The 25,344-nt window shown below is 60.1% G+C and carries 24 protein-coding genes; 13 read left to right on the forward strand and 11 right to left on the reverse strand.

From position 1 onward, the window contains the following. From dnaA to ACA075_RS00025, 5 genes are read left to right on the forward strand one after another with little or no spacing between them, the layout of a single operon-like run. A complete protein-coding gene (gene dnaA / locus ACA075_RS00005) occupies nucleotides 1–1,521 on the forward strand; it encodes a chromosomal replication initiator protein DnaA (RefSeq protein WP_497296771.1) in 1,521 nt (506 codons plus the stop codon). Nucleotides 1,522–1,560: 39 nt separating this feature from the next. Then, nucleotides 1,561–2,664: a DNA polymerase III subunit beta gene (gene dnaN / locus ACA075_RS00010; RefSeq protein WP_008155702.1), complete on the forward strand. Its 1,104-nt coding sequence runs from the start codon at nucleotides 1,561–1,563 to the stop codon at nucleotides 2,662–2,664. A 20-nt stretch (nucleotides 2,665–2,684) separates the two neighbouring features. Beyond that, nucleotides 2,685–3,788: a DNA replication/repair protein RecF gene (gene recF, locus ACA075_RS00015; RefSeq protein WP_007969883.1), complete on the forward strand. Its 1,104-nt coding sequence runs from the start codon at nucleotides 2,685–2,687 to the stop codon at nucleotides 3,786–3,788. 5 nt (nucleotides 3,789–3,793) lie between these two features. Continuing rightward, a complete protein-coding gene (gyrB, locus tag ACA075_RS00020) occupies nucleotides 3,794–6,217 on the forward strand; it encodes a DNA topoisomerase (ATP-hydrolyzing) subunit B (RefSeq protein ID WP_497296772.1) in 2,424 nt (807 codons plus the stop codon). 19 nt (nucleotides 6,218–6,236) lie between these two features. Further along, on the forward strand, nucleotides 6,237–6,395 hold the full coding sequence (locus ACA075_RS00025; RefSeq protein ID WP_497296773.1) for a hypothetical protein: 159 nt from the start codon (nucleotides 6,237–6,239) through the stop codon (nucleotides 6,393–6,395). A gap of 87 nt (nucleotides 6,396–6,482) precedes the next feature. Here the strand turns inward: ACA075_RS00025 and ACA075_RS00030 are convergent, their stop codons facing one another. From ACA075_RS00030 to glyQ, 4 genes are all read right to left on the reverse strand, one after another. Further along, nucleotides 6,483–7,262 (reverse strand): lysophospholipid acyltransferase family protein, encoded by a 780-nt coding sequence (locus ACA075_RS00030; protein ID WP_497296774.1) that lies wholly within the window; start codon nucleotides 7,260–7,262, stop codon nucleotides 6,483–6,485. A gap of 82 nt (nucleotides 7,263–7,344) precedes the next feature. Beyond that, entirely contained in the window at nucleotides 7,345–7,884 is a 540-nt protein-coding gene (gmhB, locus tag ACA075_RS00035; protein ID WP_497299355.1) for a D-glycero-beta-D-manno-heptose 1,7-bisphosphate 7-phosphatase, read from the reverse strand. 4 nt (nucleotides 7,885–7,888) lie between these two features. After that, nucleotides 7,889–9,943: a glycine--tRNA ligase subunit beta gene (gene glyS, locus ACA075_RS00040; RefSeq protein WP_497296775.1), complete on the reverse strand. Its 2,055-nt coding sequence runs from the start codon at nucleotides 9,941–9,943 to the stop codon at nucleotides 7,889–7,891. Further along, entirely contained in the window at nucleotides 9,940–10,893 is a 954-nt protein-coding gene (glyQ, locus tag ACA075_RS00045) for a glycine--tRNA ligase subunit alpha (RefSeq protein WP_497296776.1), read from the reverse strand. Before glyQ ends, glyS begins: the two co-directional genes overlap by 4 nt. 81 nt (nucleotides 10,894–10,974) lie before the next feature. Between glyQ and tag the strand changes: the two genes are divergently transcribed. From tag to ACA075_RS00060, 3 genes are all read left to right on the forward strand, one after another. Continuing rightward, the gene (tag, locus tag ACA075_RS00050; RefSeq protein ID WP_497296777.1) at nucleotides 10,975–11,532 is read left to right on the forward strand and encodes a DNA-3-methyladenine glycosylase I; all 558 of its coding nucleotides are present in this window, start codon (nucleotides 10,975–10,977) and stop codon (nucleotides 11,530–11,532) included. Between the two features lie 40 nt (nucleotides 11,533–11,572). Next, nucleotides 11,573–12,460 (forward strand): lysophospholipid acyltransferase, encoded by an 888-nt coding sequence (locus ACA075_RS00055; RefSeq protein WP_010465508.1) that lies wholly within the window; start codon nucleotides 11,573–11,575, stop codon nucleotides 12,458–12,460. Nucleotides 12,461–12,628: 168 nt separating this feature from the next. Further along, the gene (locus ACA075_RS00060; RefSeq protein WP_497296778.1) at nucleotides 12,629–12,868 is read left to right on the forward strand and encodes a PilZ domain-containing protein; all 240 of its coding nucleotides are present in this window, start codon (nucleotides 12,629–12,631) and stop codon (nucleotides 12,866–12,868) included. On the opposite strand, the gene ACA075_RS00065 is transcribed toward ACA075_RS00060, so the two are convergent. The 5 genes from ACA075_RS00065 to def all read right to left on the reverse strand — a co-directional run bounded on the left by ACA075_RS00065 (nucleotide 12,869) and on the right by def (nucleotide 17,588). Next, nucleotides 12,869–13,183, reverse strand: a complete 315-nt coding sequence (locus ACA075_RS00065) for a tetratricopeptide repeat protein (protein WP_497296779.1) — start codon at nucleotides 13,181–13,183, stop codon at nucleotides 12,869–12,871. It lies immediately after the preceding gene. Nucleotides 13,184–13,361: 178 nt separating this feature from the next. Next, complete coding sequence (trkA, locus tag ACA075_RS00070) at nucleotides 13,362–14,735, reverse strand: Trk system potassium transporter TrkA (protein ID WP_150582220.1); 1,374 nt, start codon at nucleotides 14,733–14,735, stop codon at nucleotides 13,362–13,364. A gap of 22 nt (nucleotides 14,736–14,757) precedes the next feature. Further along, entirely contained in the window at nucleotides 14,758–16,068 is a 1,311-nt protein-coding gene (gene rsmB, locus ACA075_RS00075; protein WP_497296780.1) for a 16S rRNA (cytosine(967)-C(5))-methyltransferase RsmB, read from the reverse strand. Continuing rightward, nucleotides 16,065–17,024, reverse strand: a complete 960-nt coding sequence (gene fmt, locus ACA075_RS00080) for a methionyl-tRNA formyltransferase (RefSeq protein WP_497296781.1) — start codon at nucleotides 17,022–17,024, stop codon at nucleotides 16,065–16,067. Before fmt ends, rsmB begins: the two co-directional genes overlap by 4 nt. A 57-nt stretch (nucleotides 17,025–17,081) precedes the next feature. Next, complete coding sequence (def, locus tag ACA075_RS00085) at nucleotides 17,082–17,588, reverse strand: peptide deformylase (RefSeq protein ID WP_109627010.1); 507 nt, start codon at nucleotides 17,586–17,588, stop codon at nucleotides 17,082–17,084. 170 nt (nucleotides 17,589–17,758) lie between these two features. On the opposite strand from def, the gene ACA075_RS00090 reads away from it, so the two are divergent. The 3 genes from ACA075_RS00090 to tsaC all read left to right on the forward strand — a co-directional run bounded on the left by ACA075_RS00090 (nucleotide 17,759) and on the right by tsaC (nucleotide 20,580). Then, on the forward strand, nucleotides 17,759–18,784 hold the full coding sequence (locus ACA075_RS00090) for a LysM peptidoglycan-binding domain-containing protein (RefSeq protein WP_497296782.1): 1,026 nt from the start codon (nucleotides 17,759–17,761) through the stop codon (nucleotides 18,782–18,784). A gap of 80 nt (nucleotides 18,785–18,864) precedes the next feature. Then, the gene (gene dprA, locus ACA075_RS00095; protein WP_497296783.1) at nucleotides 18,865–19,968 is read left to right on the forward strand and encodes a DNA-processing protein DprA; all 1,104 of its coding nucleotides are present in this window, start codon (nucleotides 18,865–18,867) and stop codon (nucleotides 19,966–19,968) included. Nucleotides 19,969–20,022: 54 nt separating this feature from the next. Beyond that, complete coding sequence (gene tsaC / locus ACA075_RS00100) at nucleotides 20,023–20,580, forward strand: L-threonylcarbamoyladenylate synthase type 1 TsaC (RefSeq protein WP_497296784.1); 558 nt, start codon at nucleotides 20,023–20,025, stop codon at nucleotides 20,578–20,580. A 127-nt stretch (nucleotides 20,581–20,707) separates the two neighbouring features. Here tsaC and ACA075_RS00105 read toward each other — a convergent pair whose 3' ends face one another. Further along, the gene (locus ACA075_RS00105; protein ID WP_497296785.1) at nucleotides 20,708–21,685 is read right to left on the reverse strand and encodes an NADPH:quinone reductase; all 978 of its coding nucleotides are present in this window, start codon (nucleotides 21,683–21,685) and stop codon (nucleotides 20,708–20,710) included. A 163-nt stretch (nucleotides 21,686–21,848) separates the two neighbouring features. On the opposite strand from ACA075_RS00105, the gene hemF reads away from it, so the two are divergent. Together hemF and aroE are read left to right on the forward strand one after the other, a co-directional pair. Further along, entirely contained in the window at nucleotides 21,849–22,763 is a 915-nt protein-coding gene (gene hemF / locus ACA075_RS00110; protein WP_497296786.1) for an oxygen-dependent coproporphyrinogen oxidase, read from the forward strand. 13 nt (nucleotides 22,764–22,776) lie between these two features. Further along, complete coding sequence (gene aroE, locus ACA075_RS00115; RefSeq protein ID WP_497296788.1) at nucleotides 22,777–23,598, forward strand: shikimate dehydrogenase; 822 nt, start codon at nucleotides 22,777–22,779, stop codon at nucleotides 23,596–23,598. A gap of 144 nt (nucleotides 23,599–23,742) precedes the next feature. Here aroE and ACA075_RS00120 read toward each other — a convergent pair whose 3' ends face one another. Then, a complete protein-coding gene (locus ACA075_RS00120; RefSeq protein WP_497296789.1) occupies nucleotides 23,743–25,311 on the reverse strand; it encodes a SulP family inorganic anion transporter in 1,569 nt (522 codons plus the stop codon). Nucleotides 25,312–25,344 lie beyond the last annotated feature (33 nt).

The following is a 25,344-nucleotide window of genomic DNA, read 5'->3' on the forward strand; positions in this document are numbered from 1 at the left end:
GTGTCAGTGGAACTTTGGCAGCAGTGCGTGGAGCTTTTGCGCGATGAGCTGCCTGCCCAACAATTCAACACTTGGATCCGTCCACTACAGGTCGAAGCCGAAGGCGACGAGTTGCGTGTCTACGCACCGAATCGTTTTGTTCTCGACTGGGTCAACGAAAAGTACCTGGGCCGCGTTCTTGAGCTGCTGGATGAGCATGGCAATGGCATGGCGCCTGCGCTTTCCTTATTAATAGGCAGTAAACGCAGTTCGGCACCGCGTGCGGCACCGAACGCACCGTTGGCCGCCGCGGCTTCCCAGGCTCAGGCCGCTCAAGCGCCTGTCAGCGCTCCGGCGCAAGCCCCGACGACCGCACCAACCAAACGTGCGACACAAAAAGTGGCCGAGGTCAGTGAAGAGCCGTCTCGCGACAGCTTCGACCCGATGGCCGGCGCCAGTTCGCAACAGGCTCCTATTCGCTCCGAGCAGCGCACGGTGCAAGTCGAAGGCGCGCTCAAGCACACCAGTTACCTGAACCGAACCTTCACCTTCGAAAACTTTGTCGAGGGTAAGTCCAACCAGCTGGCCCGGGCTGCGGCCTGGCAGGTAGCGGATAACCCCAAGCACGGTTACAACCCCCTCTTCCTTTATGGCGGCGTCGGCTTGGGTAAGACCCACTTGATGCACGCTGTGGGTAACCATCTATTAAAGAAGAACCCGAATGCCAAGGTCGTGTACCTGCACTCGGAGCGATTCGTCGCCGACATGGTCAAGGCCCTGCAGCTGAACGCGATCAACGAGTTCAAACGCTTCTACCGTTCGGTCGATGCGCTGCTGATCGATGACATTCAGTTCTTCGCCCGAAAAGAGCGGTCCCAGGAAGAGTTTTTCCACACCTTCAACGCCCTGCTTGAAGGTGGCCAGCAGGTCATTCTCACCAGTGACCGCTACCCGAAAGAAATTGAAGGCCTTGAAGAGCGCCTCAAATCCCGCTTCGGCTGGGGCCTGACGGTCGCCGTCGAGCCGCCGGAGCTGGAAACCCGTGTCGCGATCCTGATGAAAAAGGCCGATCAGGCCAAAGTCGATCTGCCACACGATGCGGCGTTCTTTATTGCCCAGCGTATCCGCTCCAACGTCCGTGAGCTGGAAGGCGCGCTTAAACGCGTGATCGCACACTCGCACTTCATGGGCCGCGACATCACCATCGAGTTGATTCGCGAATCCCTGAAAGACCTGTTGGCGCTGCAAGACAAACTGGTCTCTGTGGATAACATTCAGCGCACGGTCGCTGAGTACTACAAGATCAAGATTTCCGATCTGCTGTCCAAGCGTCGTTCACGCTCGGTTGCACGTCCGCGTCAGGTTGCAATGGCGTTGTCCAAAGAGTTGACTAACCACAGCCTGCCGGAAATCGGCGATGTGTTTGGCGGCCGCGACCACACGACCGTTTTGCACGCCTGCCGCAAGATCAACGAACTTAAGGAATCCGACGCGGACATCCGCGAGGACTACAAGAACCTGCTGCGTACACTGACCACTTGATGAACACCAGCGCAGCTTATTAAGGCAAGGGACTAGACCATGCATTTCACCATTCAACGCGAAGCCCTGTTGAAACCCCTGCAACTGGTCGCAGGCGTCGTCGAGCGCCGACAGACCTTGCCGGTGCTCTCCAACGTGCTGCTGGTTGTCGAAGGCCAGCAATTGTCGCTGACCGGTACCGACCTGGAAGTCGAGCTGGTCGGTCGTGTGCAACTCGAAGAGCCTGCGGACCCGGGTTCCATCACCGTGCCTGCGCGCAAGCTGATGGACATCTGCAAGAGCTTGCCGAATGATGCGCTGATCGACATCAAGGTCGACGAACAGAAGCTTGTGGTGAAGGCTGGCCGTAGCCGCTTCACCCTGTCGACCCTGCCGGCCAACGATTTCCCTACGGTCGAAGAAGGCCCAGGCTCGCTGACTTGCAGCCTGGAGCAGAGCAAACTGCGTCGTTTGATCGAACGCACCAGCTTCGCCATGGCCCAGCAGGACGTACGGTATTACCTGAACGGCATGCTGTTGGAAGTGTCCGAAGGCATCATCCGCGCCGTGGCCACCGACGGTCACCGTCTGGCCATGTGCTCGATGAAGGCCGATATCGGTCAGCCGGATCGTCACCAAGTCATCGTGCCGCGCAAGGGTATCCTTGAACTCGCGCGTTTGCTGACCGAGCCGGACGGCATCGTCAGCATCGTGCTGGGTCAACACCACATCCGCGCGACCACCGGCGAGTTCACGTTCACGTCGAAACTGGTCGACGGCAAATTCCCTGACTACGAGCGCGTGCTGCCGAAAGGCGGCGACAAGCTGGTACTCGGTGATCGCCAAGCCCTGCGTGAAGCGTTCAGCCGTACAGCGATCCTGTCCAACGAGAAGTACCGCGGTATCCGACTGCAATTGGCCAACGGTCAGCTGAAGATCCAGGCGAACAACCCGGAGCAGGAAGAAGCTGAAGAAGAAGTGGGCGTTGAGTACAACGGCGGCAATCTGGAAATCGGCTTCAACGTGAGCTATCTGCTCGACGTGCTGGGCGTGATGACCACTGAGCAGGTTCGCCTGATCCTGTCCGACTCGAACAGCAGTGCGCTGGTGCAAGAGTCCGACAACGACGACTCGGCCTACGTTGTCATGCCGATGCGTCTGTAATCATGCTCAGCAGAAGCTAGATGTCTTTAAGTCGCGTCTCGGTCACCGCGGTGCGCAATCTGCACCCGGTGACCTTCTCCCCCTCCCCCCGAATCAATATTCTTTACGGCGCCAACGGCAGCGGCAAAACCAGTGTTCTGGAAGCCATTCACCTGCTGGGGCTTGCCCGTTCGTTTCGTAGCACCCGATTGTTGCCCGTCATTCAGTACGAGCAACTGGCGTGCACGGTGTTTGGGCAGGTTGAGTTGGCCGAGGGCGGACACAGCGCCTTGGGGATATCTCGCGACCGACAGGGGGAGTTCCAGATTCGTATCGACGGTCAGAATGCCCGCAGTGCGGCGCAACTGGCAGAGATCCTGCCGCTTCAGTTGATTAACCCGGACAGCTTCCGCTTGCTGGAAGGCGCACCGAAGATTCGTCGGCAGTTTCTCGACTGGGGCGTGTTCCACGTGGAACCGCGATTCATGTCCACCTGGCAGCGCTTGCAGAAGGCCCTGCGCCAGAGAAACTCTTGGCTGCGGCATGGTACACTTGACGCCGTTTCGCAAGCGGTTTGGGACAGGGAACTGTGCCAGGCCAGCGCTGAAATAGATGAATACCGCCGCGCTTACATCAAAGCCTTGAAACCAGTCTTTGAACAGACCTTGAGCGAACTGGTTGAGCTCGAGGGTTTGACGCTCAGCTATTACCGCGGTTGGGACAAGGACCGGGAGTTAAGTGCAGTGCTCGCCGGGTCCCTTCAGCGGGATCAGCAAATGGGTCATACCCAAGCCGGACCACAACGTGCTGATTTGCGACTTAGATTGGGCGCACATAACGCCGCGGACATCTTGTCCCGTGGTCAGCAGAAGTTGGTGGTCTGTGCATTGCGGATTGCCCAAGGGCATCTGGTGAGCCAGGCCCGACGTGGCCAGTGTATTTATCTGGTGGATGACCTGCCGTCTGAACTGGACGAGCACCACCGTCGCGCACTTTGCCGCTTGCTGGAAGACTTACGCTGCCAGGTATTTATCACCTGTGTAGATCATGAATTATTGAGGGAAGGCTGGCAGACGGAAACGCCAGTCGCTCTGTTCCACGTGGAACAGGGCCGTATCACCCAGACCCACGACCATCGGGAGTGAAGGCATTGAGCGAAGAAAATACGAATACCTACGACTCAACGAGCATTAAAGTGCTGAAAGGCCTGGATGCCGTCCGTAAACGTCCCGGTATGTACATTGGTGACACCGACGATGGTAGCGGTCTGCACCACATGGTCTTCGAGGTAGTCGACAACTCCATCGATGAAGCGCTCGCTGGCCACTGCGACGACATCAGCATCATCATCCACCCGGATGAGTCCATCACCGTTCGCGACAACGGCCGTGGCATCCCGGTAGACGTGCACAAAGAAGAAGGCGTTTCCGCGGCCGAGGTCATCATGACCGTGCTGCACGCCGGCGGTAAGTTCGATGATAACTCCTACAAAGTATCCGGCGGTCTGCACGGTGTAGGTGTTTCGGTGGTCAACGCTCTGTCCGAAGAACTGGTCCTGACCGTTCGCCGCAGCGGCAAGATCTGGGAACAGACTTACATTCATGGTGTTCCGAAAGAACCGATGAAAATCGTCGGTGAGAGCGAAACCACCGGCACCCAGATCCACTTCAAACCATCCGATCTGACCTTCAAGAATATCCACTTCAGCTGGGACATCCTGGCCAAGCGGATCCGTGAACTGTCCTTCCTCAACTCCGGTGTCGGTATCGTCCTCAAGGATGAACGCAGCGGCAAGGAAGAGCTGTTCAAGTATGAAGGTGGCCTGCGTGCGTTCGTTGAATACCTGAACACCAACAAGACTCCGGTCAACCAGGTGTTCCACTTCAACATCCAGCGCGAAGACGGCATCGGCGTGGAAATCGCCCTGCAGTGGAATGACAGCTTCAACGAGAACCTGTTGTGCTTCACCAACAACATTCCACAGCGCGATGGCGGTACTCACTTGGTGGGTTTCCGCTCCGCACTGACGCGTAACCTGAACACCTACATCGAAGCGGAAGGCCTGGCGAAGAAGCACAAAGTCGCGACCACCGGTGACGATGCCCGTGAAGGCCTGACCGCGATCATTTCGGTGAAAGTACCAGATCCGAAGTTCAGCTCCCAGACCAAAGACAAGCTGGTTTCTTCCGAAGTGAAGACTGCGGTCGAACAGGAAATGGGCAAGTACTTCTCCGACTTCCTGCTGGAAAACCCGAACGAAGCCAAACTGGTCGTCGGCAAGATGATCGACGCGGCTCGTGCGCGTGAAGCGGCGCGTAAAGCCCGTGAGATGACCCGTCGCAAAGGCGCGCTGGATATCGCCGGCCTGCCGGGCAAACTGGCTGACTGCCAGGAAAAAGACCCTGCCCTGTCTGAACTGTACCTCGTGGAAGGTGACTCTGCTGGCGGCTCCGCCAAGCAGGGTCGCAACCGCCGGACCCAGGCCATCCTGCCGTTGAAAGGCAAGATCCTGAACGTCGAGAAGGCGCGTTTCGACAAGATGATCTCTTCGCAAGAAGTGGGCACCTTGATCACCGCCCTGGGCTGCGGCATCGGCCGCGATGAGTACAACATCGCCAAGCTGCGTTACCACAACATCATCATCATGACCGATGCTGACGTCGACGGTTCGCACATCCGTACCCTGCTGCTGACCTTCTTTTTCCGTCAGTTGCCGGAGCTGATCGAGCGCGGCTACATCTACATCGCGCAGCCGCCGCTGTACAAGGTCAAGAAAGGCAAGCAAGAGCAATACATCAAAGACGACGACGCCATGGAAGAGTACATGACGCAGTCGGCCCTGGAAGACGCGAGCCTGCACCTGAACGAGGATGCCCCGGGTATTTCCGGACCTGCCCTCGAGCGTCTGGTGAATGACTTCCGTCTGGTAATGAAGACCCTCAAGCGTCTGTCGCGCCTGTACCCACAGGAACTGACCGAGCACTTCATCTACCTGCCGGCTGTCAGCCTGGAGCAATTGTCCGATCACGCAGCGATGCAGGATTGGATGGCCAAGTATGAAGTTCGTCTGCGCACTGTCGAGAAGTCTGGCCTGGTCTATAAAGCCAGCCTGCGTGAAGACCGTGAACGTAACGTCTGGCTGCCAGAGGTCGAACTGATCTCCCACGGTCTGTCGAACTACGTCACCTTCAACCGAGACTTCTTCGGCAGCAACGATTACAAAACCGTTGTATCCCTGGGCGCTCAACTGAGCACCTTGCTGGACGACGGTGCGTACATCCAGCGTGGCGAGCGCAAGAAGCCGGTCACCGAGTTCAAGGAAGCCCTTGAATGGCTGATGGCTGAAAGCACCAAGCGTCACACCATCCAGCGATACAAAGGTCTGGGTGAGATGAACCCGGATCAGCTGTGGGAAACCACTATGGACCCAAGCCAGCGCCGGATGCTCAAAGTGACCATCGAAGACGCCATTGGCGCAGACCAGATCTTCAACACCCTGATGGGTGATGCGGTCGAACCTCGTCGTGACTTCATCGAAAGCAATGCCTTGGCGGTGTCCAACCTGGATTTCTGATCCGGCAGCGAACTGCTAAATGAAAAAGGCCAACGCTCAGCGTTGGCCTTTTTTTATACCTTTAAAAATGATCGCGCAGAGAAAAACATCGCAAATCGCAGGCATAAAAAAACCGGCTATATCAGCCGGTTTTTTTGCGCCCAAAAAAAACTTATGCACCATTTCCATAGTTTTATGAGCTTAAGAAATATGTATATAAATCATAAAGATACGATCATAAAACGTTAATTTTCGGTAAAACGGTACACAGGTTATCCACAGAATCTCAGACAGCGACTTGATCGTTGGCCGATGGGGCAGCAGGAGCGGCTGGAAGCGAACCCATTTCCCGTTGCATCTGCTCGTTCCAGCTCTGCACCCGGTCATTCAGATCGGCAATGGCGCGCGGCCCACTGCCCACGGCGTACATCGGCTCGCCGATGATGACGGTGATGACGCCTTGCTTCTTTACCCAACCGGTTTTCGGCCAGAACTTGCCCGCATTGTGCGCAATCGGCAGGACCGGAAGTGCGGCATTGACCGCCAACGCGGTGCCACCGCGTGAGAACTTGCCGATGGTGCCATACGGAACGCGAGTCCCTTCGGGGAAGATCAGCACCCAGACGCCATCCTTCAGCAATTCATTGCCTTTCTTCGCCACATGCTTGAGCGCGGCTTTCGGATTGTCGCGGTCGATGGCGATCGGCCGCAGCATGGCCATGGCCCAGCCGAAGAAGGGCACGAAAAGCAATGAGCGCTTGAGCACCTGGCTCAACGGCTCGAAGTAGGCGGAGAGGAAGAAGGTCTCCCAGGTGCTCTGGTGGTTCGACTGAATCACGCAAGGCTGGTCTGGCACGTTTTCGGCGCCCTTCACTTCGTAGCTGATGCCCAGAAACACTTTGCTCAGCCACAAGGCGCAGCGGCACCAGTACACGTTGATGAAGCGATACCGCGCCTTGAACGGCAGAAACGGCGCGATAAAAAAGCTCAGGCTGCACCAAAGAAAGGAGCTGGTGCCCAGCAGCAGGTAAAAGAGGAAGGTTCTGATGGCCTGCAGTATCGACATGGCGACATTTACCGTTGCGGGCACTGCCCGCCTATTCAAGCGCACTCCCGATCAATCCTTGGTCAGGAACAATCGAAGCACTCTAATTGTGGATAAGTTCTGCGGCAATCGCCGCCAGATCGTCAAATATCAAGGTGCCTACCGGTAGGGTCTTGCCCAAAGTCTTTTCGCCTTTCCCGGTCCTTACTAAAACTGGCTGAGAATCGACGGCTTTTGCGGCTTCCAGGTCACCAAGACTGTCGCCGACGAACCATAAATCAGTCAGCGATACGTTGTAATGAGCGGCGATGGTTTTCAACATACCGGGTTTCGGCTTGCGGCAATCGCAGCCGTCGTCCGGCCCGTGCGGGCAGTAGACGATCAGCCCGACCTCGCCTCCCTGTTCCGCCACCAACGAGCGCAAGCGCTCGTGCATGGCGTCCAGGGTCGCGATGTCGTAAAAGCCACGAGCGATGCCCGACTGGTTGGTAGCCACCGCCACCGTCCAGCCGGCCTTGCTCAACTGCGCGATGGCATCGATCGATCCGGGGAGCGGAATCCACTCCTCCACCGACTTGATGTAAGCGTCGGAGTCGTAATTGATCACCCCGTCCCGATCGAGAATCAGCAGTTTCAACAGCAGTCCCTCAGCCCAGCATCGAAATGTCGGCAACGCCGAGGAACAGCCCACGCAGTCGCGCCAGCAATGCGTAACGGTTGGCGCGGACCTTGGCGTCTTCAGCGTTGACCATCACGGCCTCGAAGAACGCATCAACCGGCTCGCGCAAGGCAGCCAGACGGGCCAGCGATTCGCTGTACTGACGCGCAGCGGCCATTGGCTGCACAGCCTGGTCAGCCTGCTGGATCGCCGAGTACAGGGAGAACTCGTTGGCGTTGTCGAAGTACTTGGCTTCCACGACCGAAGGAATAGAGCCTTCCACCTTGCTCAGCAAGTTCGAAACGCGTTTGTTCACTGCGGCCAGGGCTGCAGCTTCCGGCAATTTGCGGAACGCTTCCACGGCTTGTACGCGCTGATCGAAGTCCAGGGCAGAACCCGGCTTCAGGGCACGGACCGACAGGTAAGTCCCGACGTCCACGCCTTCGTCTTCGTAACGGGCACGCAGACGGTCGAAGATGAACTCCAGTACCGAATCGTTGAGGCCGGCAGCCTTAACCTTGGCGCCGAACGCATTCACGGCGAATGCCACGGCGTCGTTCAGGTCGAGGTCGAGCTTCTTGTCGATCAGGATGCGCAACACGCCGAGTGCAGCACGACGCAGGGCATACGGGTCTTTGCTGCCGGTAGGCAACATGCCAATACCGAAGATACCGACAAGGGTATCGAGTTTGTCGGCGATGGCCACGGCCGCACCGGTCAGGGTGGTCGGCAGTTCAGCACCGGCGCCGCGCGGCATGTACTGCTCGTTCAGGGCCAGTGCGACTTCTTCCGGCTCGCCGTCGTTGAGGGCGTAGTAGTAACCGGCGACGCCTTGCATCTCCGGGAACTCACCGACCATCTCGGTCGCCAAGTCGCATTTGGACAGCAGGCCGGCACGGGAAGCCCAGGCTGCGTTGCCGCCAATGCGTTGCGCGATGAACGCTGCGAGTTTGGAAACGCGCTCGGCCTTGTCGTAGACGCTGCCCAGTTTTTCCTGGAACACGACGTTTTGCAGGCGCAGGTTGAAGTCTTCGAGTTTCTGCTTCTTGTCTTGCTTGAAGAAGAACTCGGCGTCGGTCAGGCGTGGGCGAACCACTTTCTCGTTACCGGCGATGATCTGCTGCGGGTCTTTGCTTTCGATGTTGGCTACGGTGATGAAACGTGGCAGCAACTTGCCGTCGGCATCCAGCAGGCAGAAGTACTTCTGGTTGTCCTGCATGGTGGTGATCAGGGCTTCTTGCGGCACGTCGAGGAAACGTTCCTCGAACGAGCACACCAGCGGCACCGGCCATTCAACCAGCGCGGTCACTTCGTCGAGCAAGGCAGGAGGAACGATGGCAGTACCTTCCTGCATCGTCGCCAGCTCTTCGGTGCGCTTGCTGATCAGTTCGCGACGCTCGTTGGCGTCGGCAAGCACATACGCGGCACGCAGGTCGGTCAGGTAATTGGCCGGCGAGGTGATGCGCACGCTTTCCGGGTGATGGAAGCGGTGACCACGGGAATCACGACCGGACTTCTGGGCGAGGATCGTGCAATCGATGACCTGGTCACCGAACAGCATTACCAGCCACTGGGTCGGGCGAACGAACTCTTCCTTGCGAGCGCCCCAGCGCATGCGCTTCGGGATTGGCAGGTCGTTCAGCGAATCTTCAACGATGGTCGGCAACAGGCTCGCGGTCGGTTTGCCGGCGATGCTTTGGCTGTAGCGCAGTTTCGGGCCGCTCTGATCGATTTCGCTCAGGTCGACGCCGCACTTCTTGGCGAAGCCCAGGGCCGCTTGAGTCGGGTTGCCTTCGGCATCGAACGCGGCCTGACGTGGAGGGCCGTCGAGGTTGACGCTGCGATCCGGTTGTTGGGTGGCCAGCGAGGTGATCAGCACAGCCAGACGACGTGGTGCGGCGTAGACGGTTTTGGTCTCGTAGTTCAGGCCAGCGGCTTGCAGGCCCTTGTCGATACCGGCCAGGAACGCGTCGGCCAGGGTGTTCAGGGCTTTGGGTGGCAGTTCTTCGGTGCCCAGTTCAACCAGAAAATCTTGAGCACTCATTGTGCAGCCTCCAGCTTGGCCAGTACTTCGTCACGCAGATCCTGGGTCGCCATCGGGAAGCCCAGCTTGGCGCGAGCTAGTAGGTAGGCTTGTGCAACGGAACGCGCCAGGGTGCGCACACGCAGGATGTATTGCTGACGCGCGGTCACCGAGATCGCCCGGCGCGCATCGAGCAGGTTGAAGGTATGGGAGGCCTTCAACACCATTTCGTAGCTCGGCAACGGCAGCGGCTGGTCGAGTTCGATCAGGCGCTTGGCTTCGCTTTCGTAGAAGTCGAATAGTTCGAACAGCTTCTCGACGTTCGCGTGTTCGAAGTTGTAGGTCGACTGCTCCACTTCGTTCTGGTGGAACACGTCGCCGTAGGTCACTTTGCCCATTGGGCCGTCAGCCCAGACCAGGTCGTAGACCGAGTCCACGCCTTGCAGGTACATGGCCAGACGCTCGAGACCGTAAGTGATCTCGCCGGTTACCGGGTAGCACTCGATGCCGCCCGCTTGCTGGAAGTAAGTGAATTGCGTCACTTCCATGCCATTGAGCCAGACTTCCCAGCCCAGACCCCAGGCGCCCAGTGTCGGCGATTCCCAGTTGTCTTCGACGAAGCGGATGTCGTGGACCAAAGGGTCCAGGCCAACGTGCTTGAGGGAGCCCAGATACAGTTCCTGGAAGTTGTCCGGGTTCGGCTTCAGGACTACCTGGAACTGGTAGTAGTGCTGCAGACGGTTCGGGTTTTCGCCGTAGCGGCCGTCAGTCGGGCGACGACTGGGCTGCACATAAGCGGCGTTCCAGGTTTCCGGGCCAATGGCGCGCAGGAATGTAGCGGTGTGGAAAGTGCCGGCGCCTACTTCCATATCGTAGGGCTGAAGTACCACACAACCTTGCTCGGCCCAGTATTGCTGGAGGGCGAGGATCAAGTCTTGGAAGGTACGCACGGCTGGCGTAGGCTGGCTCACGAAATTCACCTGTTTCTTGGGCTGCGATTTAAAGAGCGGGAGTATACCCGATTCGGTCCTGCGCACGCCCCCTGGAGCCTTATGCCACGCTGCTTTTGGTGTTCCGAAGATCCGCTGTACATGGCTTATCACGATCAGGAGTGGGGCACGCCGCTACGCGATGCGCAGGGTTTGTTCGAGTTGCTTTTGCTCGAAGGGTTCCAGGCCGGCCTTTCCTGGATCACCGTGCTGCGTAAACGTGAGCGATATCGCGAGGTATTGTTCGGCTTCGACGTACAACGGGTGGCGCAGATGAGCGACGCGGAAATCGATGAATTGATGCTCGATCCGGGCATCATTCGCAATCGCCTCAAACTCAATGCGGCCCGTCGCAACGCCCAAGCCTGGCTGGCGCTGGAGGACCCGGTAGCATTTCTCTGGTCCTTCGTCGGCGGAACGCCCGTGATCAATCATTTCAAGGATCGCACCGAGGTGCCGGCGGTCACGCCGACTGCGGTGGAGATGAGCAAAGGCCTGAAAAAGGCCGGCTTCACGTTCGTCGGTCCGACCATTTGCTACGCGCTGATGCAGGCCTCGGGCATGGTCATGGACCATACGCAAGACTGCGACCGCTACGCTCAGCTCGCCAACGGCGGTTAGAATGGCCGCCTCGCGCACAGCACAAGATCAGGAGTGACCTGTGGATAAGTTTAAAGGCGCCTTGCTGGTAGGCGCTCTGCGGCTGTTTGCCCTGCTCCCGTGGCGGGCTGTGCAAGCCGTGGGCTCGGCCATTGGCTGGGTCATGTGGAAAACCCCCAACCGTTCCCGCGATGTGGTGCGGATCAACCTCGCCAAGTGCTTCCCCGAAATGGACCCGGCTGAACGCGAGCGTCTGGTCGGCCAGAGCCTGAAAGACATCGGCAAGTCCCTGACCGAAAGCGCATGCGCCTGGATCTGGCCGGCCCAGCGTTCCATCGACCTGGTGCGTGAAGTCGAAGGTCTCGACGTGTTGAAGGACGCCCTCGCTTCCGGCAAAGGCGTGGTTGGCATCACCAGCCACCTGGGCAACTGGGAAGTGTTGAACCACTTCTATTGCAACCAGTGCAAACCGATCATTTTCTATCGCCCGCCAAAATTGAAGGCTGTGGATGATTTGCTGCGCAAACAGCGCGTGCAATTGGGCAACCGCGTGGCCGCGTCCACCAAGGAAGGCATCCTCAGCGTCATCAAGGAAGTGCGCAAAGGTGGTGCAGTGGGCATTCCCGCTGACCCGGAACCGGCCGAATCCGCCGGAATCTTCGTGCCGTTCTTCGCCACCCAGGCGCTGACCAGCAAGTTCGTCCCGAACATGCTCGCCGGCGGTAAAGCGGTTGGCGTCTTCCTGCACGCCCTGCGGCTGCCGGACGGTTCAGGTTACAAAGTGATCCTGGAAGCCGCGCCCGAAGCCATGTACAGCACCGATACCGAAACGTCGTGCGCAGCCATGAGCCAGGTGGTCGAGCGGTATGTGCGGGCCTATCCGAGCCAGTACATGTGGAGCATGAAGCGCTTCAAGAAGCGGCCACCGGGTGAAGAACGTTGGTATTGACATAAATGGCACGATCTGTGGATAACCTGACCTTGTAGGAGCGAGGCTTGCCCGCGAAGAGGTCATCACCTTCAGCATTGATGTTGGATGGGATATCGCCTTCGCAGGCAAGCCTCGCTCCTACAGGTTCGCGTTATCCACAACCCACGTTCAGCAAGGGCGCAAAAGATGTCCGAACACCGCAAATCGTTTCGCATCAAGATCACGCACGAAAGCTTCGGCGAATGCCTCGGCCAGACGCGTAACCTCTCGGCCACGGGTGTCTACGTCAAGCATCCGGGCTTGTCGTCGTTGCCTAAAGGCGCGGTCGTGTACGGGCAGGTACAAGACTTACCCACAGGTGCGCCGCGAGTGCGCATGGAAGTGGTGCTGGTGGACGCCGATGGTATCGGCCTGCGCTACCTCTGATCAGTGTGCCTGGCGCTCAAGCTTCTTCAGAAACACCGTCATCTCCTTCTCTGCCTGCTTGTCGCCATGGGTGCGGGCGGCTTCCAGGCCCTGCTCCCACGCCTGACGCGCAGCCGCAAAGTCTGCCAGCGCCAGATGGGCCTTGCCTAAGAGCTTCCAGGCGGCCGAATACTTCGGATCGAATTCGACGCAGCGCTGGAAATGCTCGGCGGCCTTGGCGTTTTCCCCAAGATCCATATAACCCTTCCCCAAGCCGAAGCGCAGCAAAGAGTTATCCACACCCTTGGCGAGCATTTTTTCCAGGGATTCGAGCATGAGTGGATTCCTTGTTGAGGTGTGTCAGGGGATGGATCCGTTTCAGTTAGATCGCCATCGCGAGCAGGCTCGCTCCCACAGTAGATCTTCAGTGGACACAAAATTGTGTACGCCCGAGAACCCCTGTGGGAGCGAGCCTGCTCGCGATGAGGCCAGACCATCTACCGCATTTTCTGGATCAGAAAAAGCTCAAACCCACATGGAACAGCTTTTCCACATCCCGAATATGCTTCTTATCCACAAGGAACAAAATCACATGGTCGCCCGCCGCGATCACCGTGTCGTCATGCGCAATGATCACTTCTTCATCACGAATGATCGCGCCAATCGTCGTCCCTGGCGGCAAACCAATGTTCTCAATCGCCTTGCCGATGACCTTGCTCGACTTCTCATCACCATGGGCAATCGCCTCGATGGCCTCCGCCGCGCCGCGCCGCAATGAGTGCACGCTGACGATGTCGCCGCGCCGCACGTGGGCCAGCAGCGTGCCGATCGTTGCCAGTTGCGGGCTGATGGCGATGTCGATATCGCCGCCCTGGATCAAATCCACGTAAGCGGGGTTGTTGATGATGGTCATCACCTTCTTCGCGCCCAGGCGCTTGGCCAGCAGCGAGGACATGATGTTGGCTTCGTCATCGTTGGTCAGGGCCAGGAAGATATCCGCGTCGGCAATGTTCTCTTCCATCAGCAAGTCGCGGTCGGAGGCACTGCCCTGCAACACCACGGTGCTGTCGAGGGTGTCCGAGAGATGACGGCAGCGGGCCGGGTTCATCTCGATGATCTTCACCTGATAACGGCTTTCGATCGCTTCCGCCAGACGCTCACCGATCTGCCCGCCACCGGCGATGACGATGCGTTTGTAGGTTTCATCCAGGCGGCGCATTTCGCTCATCACCGCACGAATATTCGCCTTGGCGGCGATGAAAAACACCTCGTCGTCCGCCTCGATCACCGTATCGCCCTGGGGCAGGATCGGCCGATCGCGGCGGAAAATTGCGGCGACGCGGGTTTCAACGTTCGGCATATGTTCACGCAACTGGCGCAGTTGCTGGCCCACCAACGGTCCGCCGTAGTAGGCCTTCACCGCCACCAGTTGCGCTTTGCCTTCGGCGAAGTCGATCACCTGCAACGCGCCCGGATGCTGGATCAGGCGCTTGATGTAATTGGTGACCACTTGTTCCGGGCTGATCAGCACGTCCACCGGAATCGCTTCGTTATCGAACAGCTCGGACCGCGTCAAGTACGCCGCTTCGCGGACCCGGGCAATTTTGGTCGGCGTGTGAAACAGGGTGTGGGCAACTTGGCAGGCGACCATGTTGGTTTCGTCGCTGTTGGTCACGGCCACCAGCATGTCGGCGTCGTCCGCGCCGGCCTGGCGCAGCACCGTCGGTAGCGAGCCGCGCCCCTGCACGGTGCGGATGTCCAGTCGATCTCCGAGGTCGCGCAGGCGTTCGCCGTCGGTGTCGACCACGGTAATGTCGTTGGCTTCGCTGGCCAGATGTTCTGCCAGCGAACCGCCGACCTGCCCTGCGCCGAGGATGATGATTTTCATCCAGTCACTCCCTTAAAACCCATTAACCGCGCGCGGCGGCGATCTTGATCAGCTTGGCGTAGTAGAACCCGTCGTGGCCGCCTTCCTGTGCCAGCAATTGGCGACCGTGAGGCTGTTTGATGCCGGCCGCCGTGGCGAGGTCCAGTTCACGCGCACCCGGTGTGCGAGCGAGGAAGGCTTCGATGACTTCGGTGTTCTCGGTCGGCAGCGTGGAGCAGGTGGCGTAAAGCAGAATCCCGCCGACCTCCAGCGTTCTCCACATGGCATCGAGCAATTCGCCCTGCAGAACCGCCAGTGCGGCGATGTCGTCGGGTTGGCGAGTCAGCTTGATGTCCGGGTGACGACGGATCACGCCGGTGGCCGAACAGGGCGCGTCGAGCAGGATGCGTTGAAACGGTTTGCCGTCCCACCAGGTCGCGGTGTCGCGGCCGTCGGCGGCGATCAGTTCGGCGCTCAGGCCCAAGCGTGCGAGGTTCTCGCGCACGCGCACCAGGCGCTTGGCCTCCAGATCCACCGCCACGACGCCCGCCAGTTTTGGCTCGGCTTCGAGGATGTGGCAGGTCTTGCCGCCCGGTGCGCAGCAGGCATCCAGTACCCGTTGTCCTGGTGCGAGGTCGAGCAGATCGGCGGCCAGTTGCGCCGCTTCGTCCTGCACGCTGATCCAGCCTTCGGCGAAACCCGGCAGGCTGCGCACGTCGGCGGCGGCTTCGAGGATGATGCCGTCCTGACTGTAAACGCACGGCGTGGCGGCGATGCCGGCTTCAGTCAGCAACCCGAGATAAGCATCGCGAGTGTGATGGCGGCGGTTGACCCGCAGAATCATCGGAGGATGCGCGTTGTTCGCTGTGCAAATGGCTTCCCACTGCTCAGGCCAGAACGCCTTGAGGGATTTTTGCAGCCAGCGCGGATGCGCGGTGCGCACCACCGGGTCGTGTTCCAGCTCGGCCAGCAGCGCTTCGCTTTCCCGCTGGGCGCGGCGCAGCACGGCGTTGAGCAAGGCCTTGGCCCACGGCTTTTTCAACTTGTCGGCACAACCGACGGTTTCGCCGATGGCGGCGTGGGCCGGGACGCGGGTGTAGAGCAATTGATAAAGGCCGACCAGCAGCAGCGCCTCGACATCGGCGTCGGCAGCCTTGAACGGTTTCTGCAGCAACTTGGCCGCCAGTGCCGACAGACGCGGTTGCCAGCGAGCCGTGCCGAAGGCCAGGTCCTGGGTGAAGCCGCGATCACGGTCTTCAACCTTGTCCATTTGTGTCGGCAGTGAACTGTTGAGTGAGGCTTTTCCGTTAAGAACAGCGGCAAGTGCCTTGGCGGCGGCCAGACGTGGATTCATTGAGCGTGCGCCGCTTGACCGAGCAGGGTGCCGACGGCGAACTTCTCACGACGGCTGTTGAACAAGTCGCTGAAGTTCAGCGCCTTGCCGCCGGGCAATTGCAGACGAGTCAGACACAGCGCTCGCTCACCGCAGGCGACGATCAAGCCGTCCTTGCTGGCGCTAAGGATTTGCCCCGGTGCGCCCTGCCCTTCGGCGAGGCTCGCGGCCAGCACTTTCAGTGCTTCGCCGTTCAGCGTGCTGTGGGTGATCGGCCACGGGTTGAAGGCGCGGACCAGGCGTTCCAGCTCAACCGCCGGACGGCTCCAGTCGATGCGTGCTTCGTCTTTGTTCAATTTGTGAGCGTAGGTGGCAAGACTGTCATCCTGCGCTTCGCCTTCCAGCGTTCCGGCGGCGAGGCCGGCAATCGCCTGGATCACGGCCGGTGGGCCCATTTCGGCGAGACGGTCGTGGAGGCTGCCGCCGGTGTCTTCGGCGGTGATCGGCGTGGTGACTTTCAGCAGCATCGGTCCAGTGTCGAGGCCCAGTTCCATGCGCATCACCGTCACGCCGCTTTCGCTGTCGCCCGCTTCGACCGCACGCTGGATCGGTGCCGCCCCGCGCCAGCGCGGCAGCAACGACGCGTGGCTGTTGATGCAACCCAGGCGCGGAATGTCCAGCACCGCTTGCGGCAGGATCAAGCCATAGGCGACCACCACCAGCAAGTCCGGCTTGAGTGCGGCCAGTTCAGCCTGGGCGTCTTCGTTGCGCAGCGTCGGCGGCTGCAACACCTGAATGTTGTTTTCCAGCGCGAGTTGCTTGACCGGGCTCGGCATCAGCTTTTGCCCACGGCCCGCCGGACGGTCCGGCTGGGTGTAGACCGCAACGATCTCGTAAGGGCTGGCGAGCAGGGCCTTGAGGTGTTCGGCGGCGAATTCCGGGGTGCCGGCAAAGACGATGCGCAGTGGCTCAGTCATGGGAGCAATCTCTGAAAAGAAAAAGGCTTGCCGCAGCAAGCCTTTGAAAGAAGGGCATCAAGCGTTCTGGCGATGGAGCTTTTCCAGTTTCTTCTTGATTCGATCGCGTTTGAGGTTCGACAGGTAATCGACGAACAATTTGCCATTGAGGTGGTCGCATTCGTGCTGGATGCACACGGCGAGCAGGCCTTCGGCGATCAGTTCGTAAGGCTTGCCGTCACGGTCCAGGGCCTTGACCTTGACCTTCTGCGGGCGATCGACATTTTCGTAGAAGCCCGGCACCGAGAGGCAGCCTTCCTGGTATTGCTCCATCTCGTCGGTCAACGACTCGAACTCGGGGTTGATGAACACCCGCGGTTCGCTGCGGTCTTCGGAGAGGTCCATCACGACGATACGTTTGTGCACGTTGACCTGGGTCGCGGCGAGGCCGATGCCTGGCGCTTCATACATTGTTTCAAACATGTCATCGACCAACTGACGCACTTCGTCGTCCACTACGGCCACAGGTTTGGCGATAGTACGCAGGCGCGAGTCGGGGAATTCGAGGATGTCTAAAATGGCCATAAGCTTAATTGCTGCACGTGTGAGGTAAAGTCGGGTCGATGGCCTGGCAGGTCCGAAGATGCAGGCTACCGTTGTGAAGCGTAGCTCCTTTTCTTTTATCAAAGAGACAGGAGCGAGCCACGAGGGCTCTGGCGTTTCACGCGAACGCACATAATAAAGGGATTCACCGCATGAGGAAATCACTACTCGCCTTGCTCCTTCTGGCCTCGGCCGGTTTGGCGCACGGGCAAGTGCAACTCAAGGAAGGTTTTCCACAGCAATACACAGTGGTGAGGGGTGACACACTCTGGGACATTTCCGGAAAATTCCTCCGAGAGCCGTGGAAGTGGCCAGAGCTGTGGCAGGCCAATCCACAGATCGAAAACCCCAATCTCATCTATCCCGGCGACTCGCTGTCGTTGGTCTATGTCAACGGCCAGCCGCGCCTGACCCTCAATCGCGGAGCTTCGCGCGGCACCATCAAGCTCTCGCCTCGGGTGCGCAGCTCGCCGGTTGCCGATGCGATCCCGAGCATTCCGCTGCAATCGATCAACAGCTTTTTGCTGAGCAACCGCATCGTCGACAAGGTCGAGGATTTTGACAAGGCGCCCTACATCGTCGCTGGCGATGCCGAACGCGTGCTCAGCGGCACCGGTGACCGCATTTTCGCCCGTGGCCATTTCGACCCGAACCAGCCGGTCTATGGCATCTTCCGCCAGGGCAAGGTCTACACCGATCCCGATAGCAAAGAGTTTTTGGGGATCAATGCTGATGACATCGGCGGTGGCGAGATTGTGGCCACCGAGGGCGACGTCGCCACCCTGGCACTGCAACGCACGACTCAGGAAGTGCGTCTTGGCGACCGGCTGTTCAGTGGCGAGGAACGCTCGATCAACTCGACCTTCATGCCCAGCGCGCCAAAAACCGAAATTAATGGCTTGATCATCGATGTGCCGCGCGGGGTTACCCAGATTGGCGCGCTGGATGTGGTCACGCTGAACAAGGGTCAGCGCGATGGCCTGGCCGAGGGCAATGTGCTGGTGGTGATGAAAACCGGTGAAACCGTGCGCGACCGGATCACTGGCCAGCCGCTGAAAATCCCCGATGAGCGTGCCGGTTTGCTGATGGTGTTCCGCACCTACGACAAGCTCAGTTACGGGCTGGTGCTCAACGCATCGCGCTCGCTGGCGGTCATGGACAAGGTGCGAAATCCTTAAGCCTGCTCCACAAGTTACCAACAGAGTTATCCACAGCTTATTCCCGTTTGAACGGGGCTCATAACGATCAAGGATGATCCATGTCGCTGTCTACCGTTACACCGGTTTCCCCTGCGGAACTGGAAGCTCGTTTACGTCTGCATCGTTTGCCGGAACTAGGCCCGGCACGTTTCAAGAAATTGCTTGAAGCCTTCGGCTCGGCGTCCAAAGCCATCAGCGCGCCCGCCAGCGCATGGCGTTCGCTGGGCTTGCCGCTGGCGTGCGCCGAAGCACGGCGCGCCAATGAAGTGCGCGATGGCGCGGCCCACGCATTGGCCTGGCTAGAGCGTTCGGGCCAGCATTTGCTGATGTGGGACCAGCCGGAGTACCCCGCGCTGCTGGCGGAAATCAGCGATGCACCACCACTGTTGTTCGTGGCAGGCGATCCCGGCATTCTGGAAAAACCGCAATTGGCGATGGTCGGCAGTCGTCGCGCTTCGCGACCGGGCATGGACACCGCATCGGCGTTTTCGCGCAGCCTGGCCGGCGCCGGTTTCGTCATTACCAGCGGCCTGGCGCTTGGCATCGATGCCGCCGCGCATCAAGCCGCGCTGGACGTGGGCGGGCGAACGGTCGGGGTACTTGGCACGGGACTTGAAAAGTTTTATCCACAACGCAATCGGCGGCTGGCCGACGCCATGATTGCGTCGGGCAGCGCAGTGCTTTCCGAGTTCCCGCTGGACGCCGGCCCCAGTGCCGGAAACTTCCCTCGGCGTAACCGGATCATCAGCGGTTTATCCCTCGGCGTGCTGGTGGTTGAAGCGAGTGTCGCCAGCGGTTCATTGATCACGGCGAGGCTGGCGGCGGAACAAGGACGCGAGGTGTACGCGATTCCAGGGTCGATCCACCACCCTGGCGCCAAGGGTTGTCATCAATTGATCCGCGACGGTGCGGTGCTGGTGGAAACCACTGAGCATATCCTCGAAGCCTTGCGCGGCTGGCAACGGCTGCCGTTAGCCACAGAGACGCTGCAAACACCTACTCATCCACTGCTCCTTTTGCTTCACGCCGCGCCCCACACCAGCGAAGCGTTGTCGGTCAGCAGTGGCTGGGCTTTGTCCAAAGTGCTGGCAGCGCTGACGGAGCTGGAAATGGACGGCCGGGCGGTGTGCGAAAGCGGGCGCTGGTTTGCGCGGGTGAGCTAGGTTTTATAAGGAAGATCGGTAAACTGCGCAGAGCCTTATTCCGGAGAGTTTTTCATGGTCAACAATTGGCGCGTGCAACAAGCCGCACAAGCCGTTCGCGCAGGGGCAGTGATTGCCTATCCAACCGAAGCGGTCTGGGGCCTGGGTTGCGATCCGTGGGACGAAGAAGCGGTCTATCGTCTGTTGATGATCAAGGGCCGGTCTGTGGAAAAGGGCCTGATCCTGGTGGCCGACAATATTCGTCAGTTCGACTTCCTGTTCGAAGACTTCCCGGAACTGTGGATGGATCGTATGGCCAGCACGTGGCCGGGGCCAAATACCTGGCTGGTGCCGCATCAGAATCTGTTGCCGCAGTGGATTACCGGCGTGCATGAAACGGTGGCGCTGCGCGTTAGCGACCACCCGCTGGTGCGGGATTTGTGCGCGGTGGTCGGGCCGCTGGTGTCGACCTCGGCGAATCCTCAGGGCCGGCCGGCGGCGCGGACGCGTCTTCGCGTCGATCAGTATTTCCGTGGGCAAGTGGAATACGTGTTGGGCGGGAATCTGGGGGGGCGCAAGAATCCGAGCGTGATTCGCGATCTGGCGACCGGGAACGTCATTCGCCCGGATTAATCCCGCAGTAACCTGTGGCGAGGGAGCTTGCTCCCGCTGGGCCGCGAAGCGGCCCCGCATATCCTTAAAAAAGAACGGGACTGCTGCGCAGTCCAACGGGGGCAAGCCCCCTCGCCACAGTTCGCTGTTACGGCAACAAAACAGTCGAGCCAGTGGTACGCCGCGCCGACAACTCGGTCTGCGCCTTCGCCGCCTCGGACAATGGATATTTCTGGCTGATGTCCACCCTCAGCTTGCCGCTGATGATCATCTCAAACAGTTCGTCCGCCATGCGTTGCAGGTTTTGCGCGTTATTGGCGTAGGTCGCCAGCGTCGGCCGGGTTACGTACAACGAGCCTTTTGCCGACAAAATCCCCAGGTTCACCCCATCCACTGCGCCAGACGCATTGCCGAAACTCACCACCAGACCCCGTGGCGCAACGCTATCGAGCGACGTCAGCCAGGTGTCCTTGCCGACGCCGTCGTACACCACCGGGACTTTTTTGCCGTCAGTCAATTCCAGCACCCGTTGTGCGACGTTTTCATGGCTGTAATCGATGGTCGCCCACGCGCCATTGGCCTTGGCCAGCGCGGCTTTCTCCGGCGAGCTGACCGTGCCGATCAACTTCACCCCCAAGGCCTTCGCCCACTGGCAGGCCAGGGACCCGACACCGCCCGCAGCGGCATGGAACAGGATGGTTTCGCCACCCTTGAGTTCATACGTCTGACGCAGCAGGTACTGCACGGTCAGGCCCTTGAGCATCGCACCGGCGGCCTGTTCGAAACTGATGGCGTCCGGCAAGAGCACCAGGTTGGCCTCAGGCAAAACGTGAACCTCGCTATAGGCGCCCAACGGGCCGCTGCCGTAAGCAACACGATCACCGACCTTGAACCGGGTCACTTCGCTGCCGACTGCCTCAACCACGCCCGCACCTTCCGAGCCCAGGCCCGATGGCAGGGCGGGCAGCGGATAGAGACCACTGCGGTAGTAAGTGTCGATGAAGTTCAGGCCGATGGCCTTGTTGGCCACGCGAACCTGCTGCGGGCCGGGCTCGGCGGGTTGATAGTCGACATACTCGAGCACTTCGGGGCCGCCATGGGCGCGGAACTGGATACGCTTTGCCATCAGAACTCTCCTTAGGTCATTTGCGAAGCTCCCTATCGGACTCCTAAGCTTGACCTTCGTCAACTGCGGCAGGCCCATCTGCGATGTTATGCTACGCGCCCATTTGCGCCGGCCCCCGCTCCGATGGAGCGCCGCGTAGTTTTGCCCGATTCAAGGTGATGACATGACGACCCGCACCGAGGCCGTAAAAGCCTACCTGCTCGACCTGCAAGACCGGATTTGCGCAGCCCTTGAAGCCGAAGACGGCGGCACGGCATTCGTCGAAGACGCCTGGACCCGGCCTGCCGGCGGTGGCGGTCGCACGCGCGTGATCGAAAACGGCGCGGTCATCGAAAAGGGCGGCGTCAACTTTTCCCACGTCTTTGGCAGGGGGCTCCCACCGTCCGCCAGCGCCCATCGCCCGGAGCTGGCCGGCCGTGGCTTCGAAGCCCTGGGCGTGTCGCTGGTGATTCACCCGCACAACCCGCAGGTGCCGACGTCCCATGCCAACGTGCGCTTTTTCATCGCTGAAAAAGAAGGCGAAGAACCGGTCTGGTGGTTCGGCGGCGGTTTCGACCTGACCCCTTACTACGGCAATGAAGAAGACTGCGTGCACTGGCACCGCGTTGCCGAGCAGGCCTGCGCGCCGTTTGGCCCGGACGTTTACTCGCGCTACAAGGCCTGGTGCGACAGCTACTTCCACATCAAGCATCGCCACGAGCCGCGCGGAATCGGCGGCCTGTTTTTCGATGACTTGAACGAGTGGGACTTCGACACCAGCTTCGCCTTCATGCGCGCCATCGGTGACGCCTACATCGACGCGTACCTGCCGATCGTACAGCGCCGCAAAAATGATGCGTTCACCGCCAAACAGCGTGAGTTCCAGGAATTCCGCCGTGGCCGCTACGTCGAATTCAACCTGGTTTACGACCGTGGCACGCTGTTCGGTTTGCAATCGGGCGGGCGCACCGAGTCGATCCTCATGTCCCTGCCCCCGCAAGTCCGCTGGGGCTACGACTGGAAAGCCGAGCCGGGCAGCGAAGAAGCGCGCCTGACCGAATATTTCCTGCAAGACCGCGATTGGTTGGCCAAGGCCTGAACGAGGAGTTCTGATGGACCGTTACGTCGTATTCGGTAACCCTATTGGCCACAGCAAATCGCCGCTGATCCACCGCTTGTTCGCCGAACAGACCGCTCAGCAACTGGACTACAGCACCTCGCTGGCGCCACTCGACGACTTTTCTGATTTCGCCCGGGCGTTTTTCCTCGAAGGTCGCGGGGCGAATGTGACGGTACCGTTCAAGGAAGAGGCTTATCGCCTGGCCGACAGTCTGACGGCGCGGGCGCAGCGGGCCGGCGCGGTCAACACCCTGAGCAAACTCGCCGACGGCAGCCTGCTGGGCGACAACACCGACGGCGCCGGGCTGGTGCGGGACCTGACGGTCAACGCTGCTTTCAGCCTCAAGGGCAAGCGCATCCTGCTGCTCGGTGCCGGCGGCGCGGTGCGCGGTGCACTGGAGCCGTTGCTGGCCGAGCAACCCGCTTCGGTCATTATCGCCAACCGCACCGTTGAGAAAGCCGAGTTGCTGGCGGAATTGTTCTCGGACCTGGGACCGGTGTCGGCCAGCGGTTTTGACTGGCTGCAGGAGTCGGTGGACCTGATCATCAACGCGACGTCGGCGAGTCTGTCAGGCGATGTACCACCGATTGCCAGCAGCCTGATCGATCCGGGCAAGACCGTGTGCTACGACATGATGTACGGCAAGGAGCCGACCTCGTTCTGCCGCTGGGCCAGTGAGCACGGTGCGGCGGTGTCGATGGACGGCTTGGGAATGCTCGCTGAACAAGCGGCGGAAGCGTTTTTCCTGTGGCGCGGTGTGCGGCCGGATACGGCGCCGGTGCTGGCCGAACTCCGCCGCCAACTGTCGCTCTAGGCTTTTGTGGCGAGGGAGCTTGCTCCCGCTGGGGTGCGAAGCAGCCCTAAAAATCTGCGGGCGCTACGCACTGGTGCGCGAGCCCGGCCGGGCGGGAGCAAGTCCCCTCGCCACAGGTTATGCGTTCGTCATAGCAGTGGGGTTTTAGTCTTCAAACCGGATCGGGCATTTCTCCGCGCCTTCAAGCTTGCGCAACTCCTCCACCACCTGCGGCCGCGCACGCCGCAGGGTCAGGCTGCGATCCTGCTTGAGCAGCCGTCGCGCTTCCTGATGCAGCATTTCCACCCCTGAATAGTCGATGAAGTTGATCTGCTGCGCCTCGATCACCACCCGTGCGCCGTGCATCCGTTGCAGGCGCACTTGCAGGTAATGGCTGGCGCCGAAAAATATCGACCCGCCGACGCGCAGAATGTCTTCATCGCCTTCGCGCCAATGCTGCACCCGAGGTTGCGAAGTCCGCTTAAGGTAAAAGAACAGCGAAGCCAGGACCCCAGCATAGATCGCGGTCTGCAACTCCAGCAGCAGCGTGGCGACACAGGTCAGCGCCATGACCAGGAACTCGGCGCGGCTGACCCGCAACAGCGCGCGAATGCCGCGATGGTCCACCAATCCCCAGGCGATCAACAGAATGCTGCCCGCCATGGCCGGGATCGGAATGTGCGAGATCAACGCCGCGCCGAAGATGGCGAACAGCGCCACCCACAGCGCTGAAAAAACCCCGGCCAACGGTGAGCAGGCGCCCGCCTCGTAGCTCAGGCCTGAACGGGTGAAGGAACCGGCTGACAGCGAGCCGGAAAAAAACGCACCGACCATGTTCGAAAAGCCCTGGGCGCGCACTTCCTGGTTGGCGTCGAGCAGTTGCTGTGACCGAGCCGACAAAGAGCGGGCAATCGACAGGCTCGTCACCAATCCGAGCATTCCCACCGCCACGGCGCTGGGCAGCAGGCGCAGGATCAGGTCCAGGTCCAGCGGCAGCGGACTGAAAGGCGGCAAACGCCCGACGAAAGCGCTGACCAACTTCACATGGCCCAACATCGACGGCCAGAACCACACCAGCAGTCCGCTCAGCGCCAAGGTGATCAAGAGCGTCGGCCAGCGTGGCAGCAGTAATTTCAGGATCACGCCTACTCCGACGGTGGCTAGCCCCAACACCAGCGAAGGTTTATCCACTACGCCGAGGTGTTTGAACACCATCAGGAAACTGTCCAGCGCGGTGGACTGATTGGGCAGGTCCAGCCCCAGCAGGTTCGGCAACTGGCCGATGGCAATCACCACCGCCGCGCCGAGGGTGAAGCCCAGCACTACCGAGTGAGAAACGAAATTCACCAGGGCGCCAAAGCGCAACAAACCAAGCAGCCACTGGAAAATGCCGGCGAGCAGTGTCAGAAGCAGGATCAAGGTGACGTAGTCCTCTGACGCGGGGACGGCCAGAGGACTGACGCTGGCATATAGGACGATGGAAATCGCCGCCGTAGGGCCACAGATCAGATGCCACGACGAACCCCAGAGGCAAGCGATCAGCACCGGAATGATCGCGGCGTACAGGCCGTATTCCGGCGGGAGACCGGCTATCAGTGCGTAGGCAATGGATTGCGGCAGCGCAAGAATGGCGCCGCTGAGGCCAACGATCAGGTCACGCCCGACGCTGGCGCGGGTTTGCCGGGGCAACCAGGAAAGGAAGGGAAAGAGTGAATGGCGGCTGGGGAAGGCCATGGGTCCTCTCGGGTGGGGTTTTGCGCAAGGGTA

This window comes from Pseudomonas sp. LBUM1663, assembly GCF_059695905.1.

Bases quoted from the DNA above. Each gene is read 5' to 3' on its own strand.
- glyS (WP_497296775.1), bottom strand. From the start codon at position 9,943: ATGAGTGCTCAAGATTTTCTGGTTGAACTGGGCACCGAAGAACTGCCA.
- recF (WP_007969883.1), top strand. From the start codon at position 2,685: ATGTCTTTAAGTCGCGTCTCGGTCACCGCGGTGCGCAATCTGCACCCG.
- ACA075_RS00105 (WP_497296785.1), bottom strand. From the start codon at position 21,685: ATGGCAAAGCGTATCCAGTTCCGCGCCCATGGCGGCCCCGAAGTGCTC.
- def (WP_109627010.1), bottom strand. From the start codon at position 17,588: ATGGCCATTTTAGACATCCTCGAATTCCCCGACTCGCGCCTGCGTACT.
- trkA (WP_150582220.1), bottom strand. From the start codon at position 14,735: ATGAAAATCATCATCCTCGGCGCAGGGCAGGTCGGCGGTTCGCTGGCA.
- fmt (WP_497296781.1), bottom strand. From the start codon at position 17,024: ATGACTGAGCCACTGCGCATCGTCTTTGCCGGCACCCCGGAATTCGCC.
- ACA075_RS00120 (WP_497296789.1), bottom strand. From the start codon at position 25,311: ATGGCCTTCCCCAGCCGCCATTCACTCTTTCCCTTCCTTTCCTGGTTG.
- dnaN (WP_008155702.1), top strand. From the start codon at position 1,561: ATGCATTTCACCATTCAACGCGAAGCCCTGTTGAAACCCCTGCAACTG.
- ACA075_RS00090 (WP_497296782.1), top strand. From the start codon at position 17,759: ATGAGGAAATCACTACTCGCCTTGCTCCTTCTGGCCTCGGCCGGTTTG.
- ACA075_RS00025 (WP_497296773.1), top strand. From the start codon at position 6,237: ATGAAAAAGGCCAACGCTCAGCGTTGGCCTTTTTTTATACCTTTAAAA.
- aroE (WP_497296788.1), top strand. From the start codon at position 22,777: ATGGACCGTTACGTCGTATTCGGTAACCCTATTGGCCACAGCAAATCG.
- tsaC (WP_497296784.1), top strand. From the start codon at position 20,023: ATGGTCAACAATTGGCGCGTGCAACAAGCCGCACAAGCCGTTCGCGCA.
- ACA075_RS00065 (WP_497296779.1), bottom strand. From the start codon at position 13,183: ATGCTCGAATCCCTGGAAAAAATGCTCGCCAAGGGTGTGGATAACTCT.
- ACA075_RS00030 (WP_497296774.1), bottom strand. From the start codon at position 7,262: ATGTCGATACTGCAGGCCATCAGAACCTTCCTCTTTTACCTGCTGCTG.
- hemF (WP_497296786.1), top strand. From the start codon at position 21,849: ATGACGACCCGCACCGAGGCCGTAAAAGCCTACCTGCTCGACCTGCAA.
- ACA075_RS00060 (WP_497296778.1), top strand. From the start codon at position 12,629: ATGTCCGAACACCGCAAATCGTTTCGCATCAAGATCACGCACGAAAGC.
- rsmB (WP_497296780.1), bottom strand. From the start codon at position 16,068: ATGAATCCACGTCTGGCCGCCGCCAAGGCACTTGCCGCTGTTCTTAAC.
- dprA (WP_497296783.1), top strand. From the start codon at position 18,865: ATGTCGCTGTCTACCGTTACACCGGTTTCCCCTGCGGAACTGGAAGCT.
- tag (WP_497296777.1), top strand. From the start codon at position 10,975: ATGCCACGCTGCTTTTGGTGTTCCGAAGATCCGCTGTACATGGCTTAT.